Below are 15,803 nucleotides of genomic sequence, written 5' to 3' on the forward strand. Positions count from 1 at the left end.
CGCCGGCAGGCCGCACCTCAGGAGTCGTCTCCGACCCGCGCCGCCTGCCCGGCCGGCGGCTCTTCACCGGGCGACGCCCGCTCCTCCATCGGCGCTGCCGCTCCCGGCAGATCGATCCAGAAACGGCAGCCATGCCCGGGCTTGCTATGGAAGCCCATGCTGCCGTTCATCAGTCCGGCCAGTTCATGGCACAGCACCAGACCGATGCCGGAGCCGGGAATGTTCGAACTCTCCCGACCAAGACGCTGGAAGGGCTGGAACAGCTGGCTCTGCTGCTCGACATCGAGCCCCGGTCCGGTGTCCTTCACCCAGAGGCGCACGCAGTCCGAACGCACCTCGTGGCCGAGCGTGACCTGGCCCTGCGGACGGTTGTACTTGATCGCATTGGAAAGCAGGTTCAGCAGGACCTGCCGCAGACGACAGACGTCGGCCTGCACGTAGAGGGGCAGGCGCACGGACATCAGCTGCAAATGCAGCTGGCTTTCCCGGATCTGCGGCTGGACCAGCTCTGCGCAACTGGCCAGCATGGCGCCGACCTCGACCGGCCTGATGTGCAATTGCTGCCGCCGGCCCTCGAGGGTGGAAAGGTCGATAATGTCGCCCACCAGCGCGGTGAGATGCCGGCCGGCCTTGACGATCTCCCCCGCGTACTCGCCGACCGGATTCGCCTCGGGCCTGCCCTCCACCTCCAGCTCGATCAGTTGGGCGAAGCCCTGCACCGCATTCAGCGGTGTGCGCAGCTCGTGGCTCATGCTGGACAGGAAGCGGCTCTTCGCCCGGCTGGCGTCCTGTGCCTCCAGGGTAGCGCGGCGCAGATCCTCCTGCACCGCCTTCAGCCGCGAAATGTCCACATGGGTACCCGCCGAATACAGCACCCGTCCGCTGACATCCCGCTCCAACGCCTGGCCGCGGGATAGCAGCCAGACGTACTGGCCTGTACGATCGACACAGCGGAACTCCACTTCGTAGACACCATCGGCACCGCTAAAGAATCTCTCGCGCCGGCGCCTGAGACGCTCCAGGTCGTCCGGATGGACCAGCCGGTTGAACTCATCGAAGGTTACGCACTCGGCGTCCAGTGCGAAACGCCTGGCAAAGCGGCTGCTCACCCGGATCTGGCTCTTTTCCAGCATGATTTCCCAGAGACTCTCGGTGGTGCTCTCCATCACCACCTCCAGCAACCGCTGGGCCTTGGAGCGCTCGGCCTCACTGGCCTGCAACTGCCGGTCGCTGCTACGTACCGCGTCGGCCATCACATTCAGCTCCTCGATCCGACTGACCTGCAGCGGCGACTGCCGATCGGCTCCCTCATGCCGCAGGCCCTTGCCCAGGTGCCGCAGCATGTCGGCAATGCTGCTGATCGGCTGCTCCAGCTCCCGGCTCAGACGCCGCGAGCGCAGCCACCACAGGGCCAGGAACAGCACATGGAAAAGGAGCAGACCGACGATCAACAGGTAGCCGATCTTCTGGTAGTGGGCAGCCAGGACACGGGTCGGCTGGAGGATCCTGTCCTTGTCCACGATCAGCAGCAAACGCCACCCGGTCTGGGGAATCCCCTTCCAGGCCAGCAAATGCTCGTGGCCGTCGAGCATTGCCGTCTGCACTTCCCCTTCGGGGCCGGCCGACGACAGCAGATGCGCCATCTCGCGCCGATGCTGCGGCGCATTGACAGAGGAATTGCCTAGTGTCTTGCCCTTCTCCGGCAAGACCATGACGTTGCCCCCCTCATCGATCAACATCGCACGGCCCTGCCAGGGCACGCCCAAGGTGCCGATCTCGGCCAGCAAGTGCTCGAGGTCGATCTCCAGCCCGACCACCCCTTCCAGGAAATCGCCGTGATATACCGGGGCGATTGTCGCCATTCGCCAGCGCCCGGCAGGATCGAGATAGGGGTCGGTCCACACCGGCTCACGCTCCGGGTTGTGGCGCTCGTCGGCCCGGGAATAGAAGTTGTACCCGGAGGACGGCATGTCGCCGGGATCCTTCTGCAGCACGTCGAAGAACGGATAGCTCCGGGTATAGTTATCCCAGCTGCGGAAATAGACCGAAACCACCAGGGGGCCAGCCTCTTCGATCGAGCGCATCAGGGGATCGAGCTGCGACAGACGCAGCGCCTTGGCATGATCCTGCCGCTCCAGCGGCGTGGTCTTCGCATAAAAGGAGGCCGCACGGCCATCGTCGCTGCGACTGTAAAATAGCCCCTTCGGGCCGAGCACATGCCTTGCCCGCTCCACTTCGTCCGGCTGGAAGCCCTGCTCCTGCAGGGCTTGGACGACGGCCCCGCGGAAGATCCGCGTCTGCTTCTCAATACTTTGCAAATCCCAGCCGACGATCTCCGCCTCGCGCTGTATGGCACCCGCCAGGCTCTGCTGCGCCCGTTCCTCGAGATTACCGAGCTGGGCATTGCGCATGGCGGCGTTGCTCAGCAAATAGGCGCCGATCAGCACGGACTCCACCACTATCAGCGGAATCAATGCATACAGAATAAAGGCACGCCAGAACCACCGGCGCAAGGGGTATCGTGCTGCCCGAGGCATAGGAAGGTCTCGCCGCCCAGTGACGTCAGGAAAACCATCATCATATAGCAGCCCACTGGCGAATTTCGCCAGCCTCGGCAGTCGACGCATCGACCTGTTTGCCGTAAACTTGATTTAACACAAAGGGTTTTGGGGCCGATTAGGATTCGACGCCGGTAACGAAACTTGAGGGGCATGCCGAGTTGGTAACAGAACTCGTAAATCCACTGTTGCAAACCTATAGTTGCCAACGACGACAACTACGAAGGGTACGCGCTAGCCGCCTAACCTTCATCTGGTCGCTTCGGCGCCAGCGATCATGAGGGGATGCCTGTAAACCCAAAATGATCGTCAGATAGAACAGGATCGCCGCCAAGTTCGCTGTAGACGTAACGGCTAAAACTCATACAGCTCGCTCCAAGCACCCTGCCACTCGGGCGGCGCGGAGTTAACTCAGTAGAGCTGGCTAAGCATGTAGAACCGATAGCGGAGAGCTGGCGGACGGGGGTTCAAATCCCCCCGGCTCCACCAAATGAACGTTTCGACATGTTCCCACATGACTCGAAACACCCCTGAAAAGCCCGCCCCGTGCGGGCTTTCTTGTTTCTGGCTGTCTCTCTTTGCCTCTGCCTATCCTTCTCCGCCGTGTATGCCCATCTGTACCCCCTCGAAAAAATTGAAATAGAGGGATACAAGGCATGAAACACAGCGAGATCAAGCAGCGGCCCATGGCGGATACCATCTCTCGAAAACCTGCCCTGCGCGAGCTTTCCTGTCTCTGGCCATCTCGCCTTGTCTATCTCCACCCTGTATGTTCCACACCGGCATGGTTCACCCCTGCCGACAGCCTGAACCCGCTCGCCGCCGGGTTGGAGGCAGCCACCCATAACCTTTTCAGCGATCTCCTCCCATGAGCGAATACCAGTACTACGAATTCGCGGCACTCGACCGGCCGCTGACCGCGCAGCAGCAGGCCGAGCTGCGTGGCTATTCCTCGCGCGCTACCATCACCGCGACAAGCTTCGTCAACGAATACCACTGGGGCGACCTGAAGGGCGATCCGCTGGAGTGGATGCGGCGCTACTTCGACGCCCATGTTTATTACGCCAACTGGGGGGCGCGCAGCCTGCTGCCGCGCACGGCGCTCGATCCGGCCGATTTCGTTCGCCCCGGGCAGGCGGGTGGGCAAGCGGAGTACCTCGCCGCCCTCGAGGCCACGGCCACTGCCGACCACTGGACCCTGGCCTGGAACGCCGACGACGAAACCGGCGATCTCGAGCACTTCTGGAACGCCGAGGACGGGCAGGGCTGGATGGGGCGCCTGCTTCCCCTGCGCGACGAACTGCTGCGCGGCGATACTCGCCCGCTGTATCTGGGCTGGCTGGCACGGCTCGGCAATGGCGAACTGGGCGACGAGGAGCTCGAGCCGCCGCTGCCCGCCGGCCTGCAGACGCTCACCTGCGCGCAGACCGCTCTCGCGGAGTAACTGCTGATCGACCCGGACTGGCTGGCGGCGGCCGCCGAGGCCAGCGAGCCCCTGCCGAAGCCCGGCGGGGAAGCTCCCGCCATGGACGCCTGGCTGGCCGCGCAAACGCCCGAAACGATGCGCGCCACGCTGCGCCTGCTGCTGGAGGGACGCGCCGCGGAAGCCGAGCGCGAGCTGCGGCGGAGCTTCCTGGACTGGCAGCGCGCGCAGCGGCCAGCCGCTGGCGGACAGCCCCGCCGCCGTGTCGCGGCAATCCGCGCACGCTGCGAAATCGCCGCCGGCCGCCGCCTCGAGCGCGAGCGTCAAGCCCGCGAAGCCGAGGAGGCCCGGCGTCGCGCCGAACGCCGCAGGCATCTTGCGCAGCTTGCGGAAAACGCCGGCGCAGTCTGGGCCGGCATCGACAAGACCCTGCAGCGTGGCTCGGGCGCTGCCTACGACGAGGCGTTGCGGGCCACCCAGGCGCTTGCCGAAGCCCTCGCCCAGGCCGGACGGGAGAGCGAATTCCGCCACGGCCTGGACGAACTGCAGGCAGTGCATGGCAGACGCGCTGCGTGGACGAGAAGGCTGGTCGGCGCCGGTCTGACGAACAAGGCGCCCTGACCGGCAAGGCCCGCCCGGCAATGGCCGGCTCTTGGCCGGACCAAGAGCACAGCTGAATTCATCCGGAATTTCGATCAGTTTCTTCCGAAAACCGCGTTTTTCTTCCAGTCGGGTGAAGGCTAGCCTTGCTGACAGCAGCCCCCCTTCAACCTTCCGGAGAGACCCGATGATCATCCTGCGCCCAGCCGCCGAACGCGGACATGCCAGCCTAGGCTGGCTGGACAGCCGCCATACCTTTTCCTTTGCCGACTACCATGACCCGCGCCATATGGGCGTCTCGCGGCTGCGAGTTATCAACGACGACCGCATCGCGCCACGGACCGGCTTCGACGCCCATCCGCACCGCGACATGGAGATCATCAGCTATGTGCTGGAGGGAGTTATCGAGCACAAGGACAGCATGGGCAACAACAGCCAGCTGAAAGCCGGAGAAGTTCAGGTGATGAGCGCCGGCAGCGGTATCGTGCACAGCGAATACAACCCTTCCGCCAGCCAGCCGCTGCACCTCCTGCAGATCTGGATCCAGCCGCATCAGAGCCGCGTGCAGCCGCGCTATGCACAGAAAGACTTCTCCGCCGTGCAGGGTCTCGGCCTGGTTGTCTCGCCGGATGGTCGCAAGGGTTCGCTGCCGGTCCACCAGGATGCCTGTCTGTACCTAGCCCGTCTGGGAGAGCGCCAGCAGCTCAGTCAGCCGACCCGTGCCGGGCGCACCTACTACTTGCATGTCGCCAGCGGCAGCCTGGAGGTCAACGGCGTGCTCCTCGAGGCCGGCGACGGCGCCACGCTGACCGGCGAGCCGGCGATTGAGCTGGAGGCCCGCGGGGAGGCCGAGGCGCTGCTGTTCGACCTGCCCTGAGCCCTCGCTGTGCGTCGCTCAGAAGCGGAACACCTCGACGTTCCGGGTCGGGCTGACGATGGGGATATCCGGCGCCTTCGGCTGTTTCGCCCCCCCCTTGGGCGCCGCCACCCGCGCGCTCTTACGCAGCTCCGCCGCCGGGGCCAGCGCCTGCTGTTTGGCCAGCGGCAGGATAGCCATCGCCAGCTGTTCGGTCAGGCGCTGCAGCACCACGCTCTGCGCCCTCACCTGATCGGCGCTGGAGCCCTGATGCGGCTCCACCAGACGGACCAGCCGGCTCTGGCTGAGGCGCCCCCGGCGATCCAGCAGGCGCCACTGGGCCTCCAGAACGGCGGGCTGTTTCGGCCCCGAATCCAGGCGGGTAATGTTCAGCTGGACCTGGACGTCCGGCTTGAAGCCGGGTGCGCCCGGCTCGGGTACCAGGCGGTGGCTGTCCAGACGCCAGGCCAACTGGCGCAGCAGTAGCTGGTCGATGTCGGCCTTCAGATCGCCAGCCCACCGGGCATCGGGGGCAGTGCTCAAGCTGCCATCCTCGTGACGCTGCACCAGAACGGCATCCTGTCGCAGATAGTCGGCCAGGGTCACCGGGCCGAGCAGTACGGCCAGGCCGTTTCGGTCGGGAGTTTCAGAATCGCCGCCGTCCAGCCGATAAAGAGTGGTCGCTGGGCGGAGCGAGCAGGCGCCCAGCAGCGACAGGGCGGCCAGCAGGACAAGCAAACGAAAGCACGGGAATCTCATTAATTTTCACCCAGAAGGTTACCGACAGGCAGCCATAGTCCATCGTCAAAAACCATGGCCCGGCGAGCTGCGCTGGCAGGGCACGCCGGGAGGTTCAATCGGCCATGCCCGGGCCGGCAAGATTCATCTACAGAGGGCGGCTGCCCCCGGGCCAAGGCCGGCCCGGCCATGACCAATCCGTCAGTCCCCTGCAGGCCGGCCTGTATGATCGTTTGTAAAGCCGCAGGCAGTTAGCCGCTGGCAGCTGTACGCGCACCCTCCAACGCGCTTGCACGACAGCGCGACATTCTGCCATCAGTCCGGCTCCTCGACCAAGAGCGCGTCCACCCGCTGGAAACCACGCGGCAGCTTGTTGCCACGCCCGCCACGCTCTCCCTGGTAATGCTCAAGGTCGCTCGGCTTCAGCGACAGTATCCGCTTGCCGGCCTGCAGCTGCAGGGTCGCCCGGGCGGACAGCACGACGAAGTCGCCGAGGTACTCCTCGCGGCTGGCGACCCGCGCACCGGGGATGGCGATGATCCGGTTGCCCTTGCCCTTGGCCAGTTGCGGCAGGTCGGCAACCTTGAACAGCAACAGGCGCCCTTCCGTGCTCACTGCCGCCAGCCAGTCGTTCTGCGGATCGGCCAGCGGTCGTGGCGCCATGACCCTGGCGCCGGCCGGCAGGGTCAGCAGCGCCTTGCCCGCCTTGTTCTTCGCCTGCAGATCCTCGCCCTTCACCACGAAGCCATAACCGGCATCGGAAGCTATTACATAGAGCGCATCGTCTTCTGGCAGCAGCAGGCACTCGAAGCTCGCCCCCGGAGGCGGAGCCAGACGCCCGGTCAGGGGTTCGCCCTGGCCCCGCGCCGAGGGCAGCGAGTGGGCTGCCAGGGAATAGCTGCGCCCGCTGGAGTCGATGAAGACGGCATATTGATTGGAGCGGCCCTGGGCCGCCGCCTTGAAACTGTCGCCGGACTTGTAGGAAAGCGCCGTCGGGTCGATGTCGTGGCCCTTGGCGCAGCGCACCCAGCCCTTGTCGGAGAGCACCAGGGTCACCGGCTCGGAAGGCATCAGCTCGGCTTCCGAGAGGGCACGGGCCTCGGCACGCTCGACGATCGGCGAGCGGCGCGTATCGCCATAAGTCTCCGCGTCCGCCAGTAGCTCCTTGCGCACCAGCTTCTTCAACTTGGCCTCGCTGCCGAGCAGGGCCAGCAGCTTCTCGCGCTCCCTGGCCAGCGCGTCCTGCTCGCCGCGGATCTTCATCTCCTCGAGTCGCGCCAGCTGGCGCAAGCGGGTGTCGAGGATGTAGTCGGCCTGCACGTCGTCGAGACCGAAGCGCGCCATCAGCACCGGTCTGGGCTGATCCTCGCTGCGGATGATGCGGATCACCTCGTCGAGGTTGAGGAAGGCGATCAGCAAACCTTCCAACAAGTGCAGACGACGCTCCACCTTGTCCAGGCGGAACTGCAGGCGGCGGCGCACCGTCTGCACGCGGAACGCCAGCCACTCGGTGAGCAGCGTCCGCAGGTTCTTCACCTGCGGCTTGCCGTCCAGGCCGATGATGTTGAGGTTGACCCGGTAGCTGGACTCCAGCTCGGTGGTGGCGAACAGATGCTGCATCAGCCCCTCCACGTCGACCCGGTTGGAGCGAGGGATGATCACGATGCGGCAGGGATTCTCGTGGTCCGACTCGTCGCGCAGGTCGGCGACCATCGGCAGCTTCTTGGCCTGCATCTGCGCGGCGATCTGCTCCAGCACCTTGGCCCCGGAAACCTGGTGCGGCAGCGCGGTGATCACCAGGTCGCCGTCCTCGACCCGGTACAGTGCGCGCATGCGCACCGAGCCGCGGCCCGTTTCATAGGTCTTCAGCAGCTCGGAGCGCGGGGTGACGATCTCCGCCTCGGTAGGAAAGTCCGGCCCCGGGATATGCTCGCAGAGCTGCGCCACCGTCGCCTGCGGCTCGTCCAGCAGATGCACGCAGGCGCTCGCCACCTCGCGCAGGTTGTGCGGCGGCACGTCGGTGGCCATACCCACGGCGATGCCGGTGGTGCCGTTGAGCAGCAGGTTGGGCAGCCGCGCCGGCAGCACCGCCGGCTCGTCCAGGGTGCCGTCGAAGTTCGGCACCCAGTCGGCGGTGCCCTGCCCCAGCTCGGCGAGCAGCACCTGCGAATAGCGCGACAGGCGCGCCTCGGTGTAGCGCATGGCGGCAAAGGACTTCGGATCGTCCGGCGCGCCCCAGTTGCCCTGGCCGTCGATCAGCGGATAGCGATAGCTGAACGGCTGGGCCATCAGCACCATGGCCTCGTAGCAGGCCGAGTCGCCATGGGGGTGGAACTTGCCGAGCACGTCGCCGACGGTACGCGCCGACTTCTTGTGCTTGGCATCGGCATCCAGGCCTAGCTCGCTCATGGCATAGACGATGCGCCGCTGCACGGGTTTCAGGCCGTCGCCGATGTGCGGCAGGGCGCGATCCATGATCACGTACATGGAATAGTTGAGATAGGCCTGCTCGGTGAACTCCGCGAGGGAGCGGCGCTCCACGCCGTCCAGGCCGGGGTCGAAGGAGTCGTTCATGGGTCAGTCCCAGGTTTTGGCGCGGCAACAGGCTGCCGGCGCCGGAAGATGAATGCATTGTGGCCAGGCTTCACGGCGCGCTTTCCCAGCCCTCGGCCGGCGCGGCGAAACGCCAGAGCATCGGCCGGGTGTCGCCGTCGCCGCGGGGCAGCGTACCGTTGTCGGTGCCGATCCAGGCGCCCTCGGCGTCGATCCACAGGGCCTCGGCGCTGCCCCAGGGCTGGGCGTAGCGGCGCGCGTCGGTGAGCAGCGCGTCGGCGAACGACCAGCAGCGCTCGACCTCGCCGGTGTTCGGGCTGTGCCGGCAGATCTGGTGCGCCAGGCGCTCCAGGGTGAACAGCTTGTCCCCGTGGAAGGTGAGGTCGGAGAAGCTCCTCGCCCAGCTTCGCGAGGTTTCCAGCTGGGCCGGCGGCAGCGCCGGGCCGTCCTCGCTGAGCAGCACGCAGCTGCCACTGCACTGCCAGCTGTCCCGGGTGCGGTGCACCACCAGCAGCCCGCGGCGCTCCCGTTCGGCGGCCAGCCAGAGGCGCTCGCCGGCCGGGTCGACGGCGATACCCTCGAGCATGGCGTTGAACTTCAGCAGCATGCCGCTGGCCCGCGCCTGCCGCAGCAACGGCGGCGGCAGCGCCAGCCACTGCGGCGGGCCAATCTCCGGCAGGTACAGCACCGCGGCATGCGCCTCGCTGACCAGATAACGGTTGCCCTGGGCGTCACAGCTCAGCCCCTCGAAATCCATCTCGCCGCCGCGCAGCGTGCCCATCAGCTTGACCCGCGCACGCACGCCCCAGGGCAGCCCGCTGTCGGGCAGCGGCGGCAGGACGAAGGTCTGCGCCTCGGCCTGCCAGGCCACCTCGCCGGGATGCAGGCGGTAAAGACGATCGTCGTCGCGGTCGGAGACCGCCCACAGCGAGTCCCCGCAGCGGGCCAGCCCGGAGAGGTTGCCACTCGGCATGCCGTCGAGCGGATGCTCGCCGAGCAGGCGTAGCGGCTCCACCGGCAACGCGGCATGCAGCATCGAGCTGAGCAGGCACAGGCCCAACAGCCAGCAACGCATCAGACCAGCACCTCGGCCAGGTTGCCCTTGCTTTCCAGCCAGGACTTGCGGTCGCCGGCACGCTTCTTGGCCAGCAGCATGTCCATGACCTCGCGGGTGGTATCGAAGTCGTCCAGGGTCAGTTGCACCAGGCGACGGGTGTTGGGGTCCATGGTGGTTTCGCGCAGCTGCAGCGGGTTCATCTCGCCGAGCCCCTTGAAGCGGGTGACCTGCGGCTTGCCGCGCTTCTTCTCGGCGGCCAGGCGCTCGAGGATGCCGTCGCGTTCGGCCTCGTCTAGGGCGTAGTGGATCTCCTTGCCGAGGTCGATGCGGTACAGCGGCGGCATGGCGACATGGACATGGCCAGCCTCCACCAGCGGGCGGAAGTGCCGGACGAACAGCGCACAGAGCAGCGTGGCGATATGCAGGCCGTCGGAATCGGCGTCGGCGAGGATACAGACCTTGCCGTAGCGCAGCTGGGAGAGATCCGCCGAGCCCGGATCGATGCCGATGGCCACGGCGATGTCGTGCACCTCCTGGCTGGCCAGCACCTCGCCACCATCCACCTCCCAAGTGTTCAGGATCTTCCCGCGCAACGGCATGATCGCCTGGAACTCCTTGTCGCGCGCCTGCTTGGCACTGCCGCCGGCGGAGTCACCCTCCACCAGGAACAGCTCGGCGCGCCGCGGATCCTGGCCGGCGCAGTCGGCCAGCTTGCCGGGCAACGCCGGCCCCTGGGTGATCTTCTTGCGTTCGACCTTGCGGCCCGCCTTGAGGCGGCGCCCGGCGTTGCTGATGGCCAGCTCGGCCAGTTGCAGGCCCAGCTCGGGGTGCTCGTTGAGCCACAGGCTGAAGGCATCCTTCACGATGCCGGATACGAAGGCCGCCGCCTCGCGGGACGACAGGCGCTCCTTGGTCTGCCCGGAGAACTGCGGCTCGGCGAGCTTCATCGAGAGGACGAAGGCGATGCGCTCCCAGACGTCCTCCGGCGCCAGCTTGACGCCTCGCGGCAGGAGATTGCGGAACTCGCAGAACTCGCGCATGGCGTCCAGCAGGCCCTGGCGCAGGCCATTGACATGGGTGCCGCCCTGGGCGGTGGGGATCAGGTTGACGTAGCTTTCCTGCACGCTCTCGCCGCCCTCCGGCAGCCACAACAGCGCCCAGTCGACCGCCTCGCGGCTGGCGGCGAAGCTGCCGGTGAAGGGTTCCGCGGGCAGGCGGGCGAACCCGCCGACCGCATCCGCCAGGTAGGAGCGCAGGCCGTCCTCGTAGTGCCACTCGACCCTCTCGCCGCCGGCCTTGTCCTCGAAGCTCACGGAAAGGCCCGGACAGAGCACGGCCTTGGCCTTGAGCACGTGCTTCAGGCGACTGACCGAGAACTTCGGCGAGTCGAAGTATTTGGCGTCCGGCCAGAAATGCACGCTGGTGCCGGTGTTGCGCCGGCCGACCGTGCCGACGATCTCCAGATCGCTGGCCTTGAAGCCGTCTTCGAAGCTCATGCGGTACTCGTTGCCGTCGCGCTTGACGCGCACCTCGACGCGGCAGGACAGCGCGTTGACCACCGAGATGCCGACGCCATGCAGCCCCCCGGAGAACCGATAGTTCTTGTTGGAGAACTTGCCGCCGGCGTGCAGCTTGGTGAGGATCAGCTCGACCCCCGGCACGCCTTCCTCCGGGTGGATGTCCACCGGCATGCCGCGACCGTCGTCGATCACCTCCAGCGAATTGTCCTCGTGGAGGATCACCTGCACGGATTTCGCGTGGCCGGCCAGGGCCTCGTCGACGCTGTTATCGATCACCTCCTGGGCCAGGTGGTTGGGACGCGTGGTGTCGGTGTACATGCCCGGGCGCTTGCGCACCGGGTCGAGTCCGGAAAGGACCTCGATGGCGTCCGCGTTGTAGGTCTGAGCCATGGTTGCCTTAGTTCAAAGTTCGAAAGGTCAGAGTTCGGAAAAATTGAAATCGCGCCACCGCCCAGCGTCGAAGCCGGCGAACGCGAGCAGCTCCGGCAGTCGTCTGGCAAAGCCCTGGAAGCTGTGATCGCCCCCCGTCTCGACACAGGGTATGCAGTGCCGGTAATAGGTCGCAGCGTCCCGCCAGTCGAGGGTTTCGTCGCCGGTCTGCAGCCACACCCGGTAGCGCGCGGGGTCCTGGGGGGGCGGCACCTCCAGCGCGGCGAGGGCCGCCAGATGGTCGGCGGTCAGCTCCCAGGTCTCGCCACTGTAGTAGTTGCGCTGCGGCCCCAGACGGCCGTCGAACAGTCGATGCGGGCGCACCGCGGGATTGATCAGCACGACCGGCAGGCCGTGCCGTTCGGCCAAGTGGGTCGCATAGTAGCCGCCCAGGGAGCTGCCGACCAGCGTGGGCCTCCCCAGCTCGGCAAGCGCCGCCTCGAGCTGGACGATTGCCGGGCGCGGGTGGTGGTGCAGATCCGGCACCCGCAGCTGCGTCGCCAGATCGAGGGCCTGCATGGCATTGATCAACTGCTGCGCCTTGTACGAGGCGGACGAGCTGTTGAAGCCGTGGATATAGAGAAGGGACGGCGCGGCGCTGGGCATGAATCTCGGACGACAGTGACGAAAGGGGGGAAGGCTACAAGCGGCACGCGACAGTCTCAAGTCGGCGGGCGAATTTGCCGCCGTGCGGCGCAGACCCCGACGCCCCGTCGGATCAATAGCGGCCCTTGCCGTAGTCGATCTGGAAGCAGTAGTCCGTCAGGCGCGATACGCCGGTATCCAAACGGCCGTCGGCCTGCAGGCGCAGCCAGCGATAGCCGGGCGCCTGGTCGCTGACCGAAAAGTCCTCACTGCCGGGGGTGAACTGCACGCAGGTCGAGGGCGAGGCCAGCAGACGCACACCGCAGCGCATGCGGTCGAACTCTTGGTGCACGTGTCCCCAGAGCAGCGCGCGCACCTGCGGAAAGCGGTCCAGCACGGAGAACAGCACCTCGGCGTTGCGCAGGCCGATCGGCTCCATCCAGTGGCAGCCGATCGACACCGGATGGTGATGCAGGCAGACCAGATGATGGCGCTCGGGAGCTTCCGCGAGGGCCTGCTCGAGCAACGCCAGCTCGCTCCGCTCGAGAAAGCCGGGCACCGCGCCGGGAATGACCGAGTCGAGCAGCACGATGCGCCAGTTTCCCAGATCGACGACCGGCTGGCGCCAGTCGCTGCCGGCGCTGGCCTGCCGCATCGCCTCGCGCGCGTCGTGGTTGCCGGGAATCCAGCGCAGCGGCGCGGCAATGGGGGCGCAGAGCTGAAGGAAACGGGCATAGGATTCGGCCGAACCATCCTGGGAGATGTCGCCGCTGGCCATCACCAGGTCGATCTGCGGCTGCTCGCGGCGGACCAGCTCGATCACCCGCTGCAGGCTGTCCTGAGTCTGCATGCCGAGCAGCCGCGCCTCCGGGTCGGCAAACAGGTGGCTGTCGGTCAGTTGCACCAGCAACAGGGAGGAATCGGCGATGGGAGGGGATGGACTCGACAAGACCTTCTCCTGGGATGGATGCAGATCAATTATCGACGCAGGAAACCGGCCTGATAAGCCCGTACATCGGGCATGGTTCACAGAACGCCCGAGTCGGATGCTCAACTGCTAAATGCATCATTATCCCCTGGCCGGATTGCAAACAGACGCGGGGACGGGCGGTGGCCTTCCCTGGTGCCGCCAGCCCGGGCACACACGACTCAAGCTGTCCTGCCGCAATGGCGCGGAACGATACTCTTCTCCCCCGGCGTACTGACGTGCGTCGACAAGCAGTACCTCACTGGCCTCAAGCCGGCGCGGCATCCGCCTCTGCAAATGCGTCAACTGATGATGACAGTACAGCATGCTGCGCCCACCTCCCTCAATAATCGTATTGCACTCAGCTTCTGCAACCGCCCGGCCACATAACGAGATCCTGCTTCCTCCATTCCCCTTTCCATAGAACTTACTGTGCCCCTGGGGAGTCCATGTTTATGTTGACATGCTGTAATTCCTCAAGAAGAACAGGAGTGTAACGATATGAAAAAGCATCCCTGGATCTATATTGCCATCACCACTACTGCTGCTCTTGGCCTGTCGATGGCTAATGGCGTTATGGCCGATGATGGCAGGCACAGCCAGGCCCAACCCGTACTTCTCGCTGCCGGCGATACCATGGACAAGACCGGCGATGCGGTTTCCGATACCTGGATCACCAGCAAGGTGAAGGCCACCTTCCTGGCCGACAGCGATCTTGACGGCATGGATATCAAGGTTGAAACCAACCAGGGTGTCGTGTCGCTGTCCGGTACGGTCAGCACCGAGGCCGAGAAAGAGCTGGCCGTCCAGAAAGCCAAGAGCATCAAGGGCGTGACAGGCGTATCCGCCGACGCTCTGATGGTGGCTGAATAATTGTACGGCTTCGCCGTGGTGATTATGCAGGAGCTAGCTTGCTGGCGATGCCTTTTGCGGGGGTATCGATCACGAGCAAGCCGGCTCCTGGAGGCTTTAAATCTACAGCTGTCCTGTGCATCCAAAATCGAGCCGTTGTGGCGCAACACCCCATAACCCTCGGATTTCAGTTCCGTCGTCGACTCAAGCCCTACAGACTCCTAGGACGTACCCATGCGTAAACTTATTTTATCGCCTCTAAAAAGGGGTAAAAAAAGTGAAAAGTAGAATTAAATACCTCGATGGTCATCGAGGCATTGCACTTTTGTTAGTTGTATTGTTTCATGCATACGCAAGATGGCCTGAGCTGGTTCCATACGGGGACTCTTACGGAGAAATCCCATTTTTTAAATATGGATGGCTTGGTGTTCAACTTTTCTTCTTAATATCAGGATTTGTAATCCTGATGACTCTTGAAAGATGCAAAGGTATTAGTGAATTCATATACAGGAGATGGCTGAGGCTATTCCCTGCCATGCTTGTTTGTTCACTATTAATATTTTCATCTTCAAGTTTTTTTATTGAGCGACCAGCCGGAACCCCGGAGTTAGAATCTTTATTACCCGGCTTGACATTCATTTCCCCGTCATGGTGGGAGAGAATTATTGGTCACCCTATAAATCCGCTGGAAGGCGCATTTTGGTCTATCTACGTAGAATTTAAATTTTATATATTTTCGGCAATTGCATATTACTGGCGAGGTCAATCTTTTTTGATGGCGTCTCTGGTTTTTGTGTTTGCCTTGTCAATATTCTTTGCAGTGGCCAACAAATATATCGGCGGCACCACATTATATACCATGAACTCCTTGACCAAAACTGCAGCATTTGAGCATTTTGGATGGTTCGCATCAGGGGCGGCATTTTATGTCTATTCGCAGGCCAGATCACCGAAATATTTGATTTTTGCAATAGCGGTAGGTTTTTTCTCCTCCATAGCTACTAGCAACCTAAACTGGCCATCTTTCATGGCAGCCATTTTGGTTTTGTTATTTTTCGCCAGCTCGATTGTAAATCCATTCATCCAAAATATCCTGAGCTCTAGAGTCCTTCAGTTTTTTGGAGCCATCAGTTATCCACTATATCTTTTTCATGAGAATGCTATGATTTCCATGATTATCAAGCTGGGCGATAGTTTTGAATTTATTCCACATGCATTTCTTCCGGCACTCCCAATTGCCATGCTGGTTGCTGTGGCGTATTTTATTTCAAAGCATATTGAGCCGTACGCAAGAAAAGTTATCGCATACTTTTTGGGGATTCTGGGTGAGTTCTTCGCATACAGATGGACGCGGTCATAGATCAGAGTCTGAGTGATCCCAACAAAATCATCCCAGTTCCTGCGCTTGCCGGTGGACCTCCCGCCACAGGGCCAGCTCCAGGTCCCGCAGCCTCTCCCGGGAAATGGCTCCCGTCCCGGTGCGTGCATACTCCAGTCCCAGCCGCCACAGCGGCAGCACGTGCTTGCCCTTGAGACTGTTGCTCTGGAAACGCCGCTCGTCCGAAAGCGCTCCATGAACCCCATCTTCAACCGAGGTAAAGGCCCGCCGATGCTGTGCTCCCGATTTCTTTCTGGAGCCCGTCATCATGATGCGACCCGACGCCA

General features: G+C 63.9%; 13 protein-coding genes, 1 other RNA gene and 1 pseudogene. 7 read left to right on the plus strand and 8 right to left on the minus strand.

All coding sequences use genetic code 11. The annotated features are described in order from the left end of the window. Positions 1-17: 17 nt before the first annotated feature. The gene (locus ACYVD0_RS02280; protein WP_460425284.1) at positions 18-2,513 is read right to left on the minus strand and encodes a sensor histidine kinase; all 2,496 of its coding nucleotides are present in this window, start codon (positions 2,511-2,513) and stop codon (positions 18-20) included. A 155-nt stretch (positions 2,514-2,668) separates the two neighbouring features. Between ACYVD0_RS02280 and ssrA the strand changes: the two genes are divergently transcribed. From ssrA to ACYVD0_RS02305, 5 genes are all read left to right on the plus strand, one after another. Beyond that, positions 2,669-3,047, plus strand: a transfer-messenger RNA (tmRNA) gene (ssrA, locus tag ACYVD0_RS02285). 167 nt (positions 3,048-3,214) lie between these two features. Then, positions 3,215-3,430 (plus strand): hypothetical protein, encoded by a 216-nt coding sequence (locus ACYVD0_RS02290; RefSeq protein ID WP_460425285.1) that lies wholly within the window; start codon positions 3,215-3,217, stop codon positions 3,428-3,430. Then, positions 3,427-4,002, plus strand: coding sequence for a hypothetical protein (locus tag ACYVD0_RS02295; protein WP_460425286.1), 576 nt, complete (start codon positions 3,427-3,429; stop codon positions 4,000-4,002). The genes ACYVD0_RS02290 and ACYVD0_RS02295 overlap by 4 nt, the downstream gene beginning before the upstream one ends. A gap of 81 nt (positions 4,003-4,083) precedes the next feature. Further along, positions 4,084-4,602: a hypothetical protein gene (locus ACYVD0_RS02300; protein WP_460425287.1), complete on the plus strand. Its 519-nt coding sequence runs from the start codon at positions 4,084-4,086 to the stop codon at positions 4,600-4,602. A gap of 166 nt (positions 4,603-4,768) precedes the next feature. Further along, positions 4,769-5,458 (plus strand): pirin family protein, encoded by a 690-nt coding sequence (locus tag ACYVD0_RS02305; RefSeq protein ID WP_460425288.1) that lies wholly within the window; start codon positions 4,769-4,771, stop codon positions 5,456-5,458. 18 nt (positions 5,459-5,476) lie between these two features. Here ACYVD0_RS02305 and ACYVD0_RS02310 read toward each other — a convergent pair whose 3' ends face one another. The 6 genes from ACYVD0_RS02310 to cpdA form a co-directional block, all read right to left on the minus strand. Beyond that, the gene (locus tag ACYVD0_RS02310) at positions 5,477-6,196 is read right to left on the minus strand and encodes a PqiC family protein (protein ID WP_460425289.1); all 720 of its coding nucleotides are present in this window, start codon (positions 6,194-6,196) and stop codon (positions 5,477-5,479) included. A gap of 294 nt (positions 6,197-6,490) precedes the next feature. After that, complete coding sequence (gene parC, locus ACYVD0_RS02315; RefSeq protein ID WP_460425290.1) at positions 6,491-8,749, minus strand: DNA topoisomerase IV subunit A; 2,259 nt, start codon at positions 8,747-8,749, stop codon at positions 6,491-6,493. A gap of 70 nt (positions 8,750-8,819) precedes the next feature. Continuing rightward, the gene (locus ACYVD0_RS02320) at positions 8,820-9,803 is read right to left on the minus strand and encodes an esterase-like activity of phytase family protein (RefSeq protein WP_460425291.1); all 984 of its coding nucleotides are present in this window, start codon (positions 9,801-9,803) and stop codon (positions 8,820-8,822) included. Beyond that, on the minus strand, positions 9,803-11,695 hold the full coding sequence (gene parE / locus ACYVD0_RS02325) for a DNA topoisomerase IV subunit B (protein WP_460425292.1): 1,893 nt from the start codon (positions 11,693-11,695) through the stop codon (positions 9,803-9,805). The genes ACYVD0_RS02320 and parE overlap by 1 nt, the downstream gene beginning before the upstream one ends. 27 nt (positions 11,696-11,722) lie before the next feature. Further along, positions 11,723-12,340 carry a YqiA/YcfP family alpha/beta fold hydrolase gene (locus ACYVD0_RS02330; protein ID WP_460425293.1) on the minus strand — a complete coding sequence of 206 codons (618 nt, stop codon included), beginning with the start codon at positions 12,338-12,340 and terminating at the stop codon, positions 11,723-11,725. Positions 12,341-12,452: 112 nt separating this feature from the next. Next, on the minus strand, positions 12,453-13,268 hold the full coding sequence (cpdA, locus tag ACYVD0_RS02335) for a metallophosphoesterase family protein (protein ID WP_460425294.1): 816 nt from the start codon (positions 13,266-13,268) through the stop codon (positions 12,453-12,455). Positions 13,269-13,787: 519 nt separating this feature from the next. Here cpdA and ACYVD0_RS02340 point away from each other — a divergent pair. Further along, complete coding sequence (locus tag ACYVD0_RS02340) at positions 13,788-14,159, plus strand: BON domain-containing protein (protein WP_460425295.1); 372 nt, start codon at positions 13,788-13,790, stop codon at positions 14,157-14,159. A 256-nt stretch (positions 14,160-14,415) separates the two neighbouring features. Next, positions 14,416-15,498 (plus strand): acyltransferase family protein, encoded by a 1,083-nt coding sequence (locus ACYVD0_RS02345; RefSeq protein ID WP_460425296.1) that lies wholly within the window; start codon positions 14,416-14,418, stop codon positions 15,496-15,498. Between the two features lie 27 nt (positions 15,499-15,525). Here ACYVD0_RS02345 and ACYVD0_RS02350 read toward each other — a convergent pair. Continuing rightward, positions 15,526-15,803, minus strand: a pseudogene (locus ACYVD0_RS02350) (hypothetical protein); the annotation flags it as partial.

This window comes from Azotobacter armeniacus (assembly GCF_054779355.1).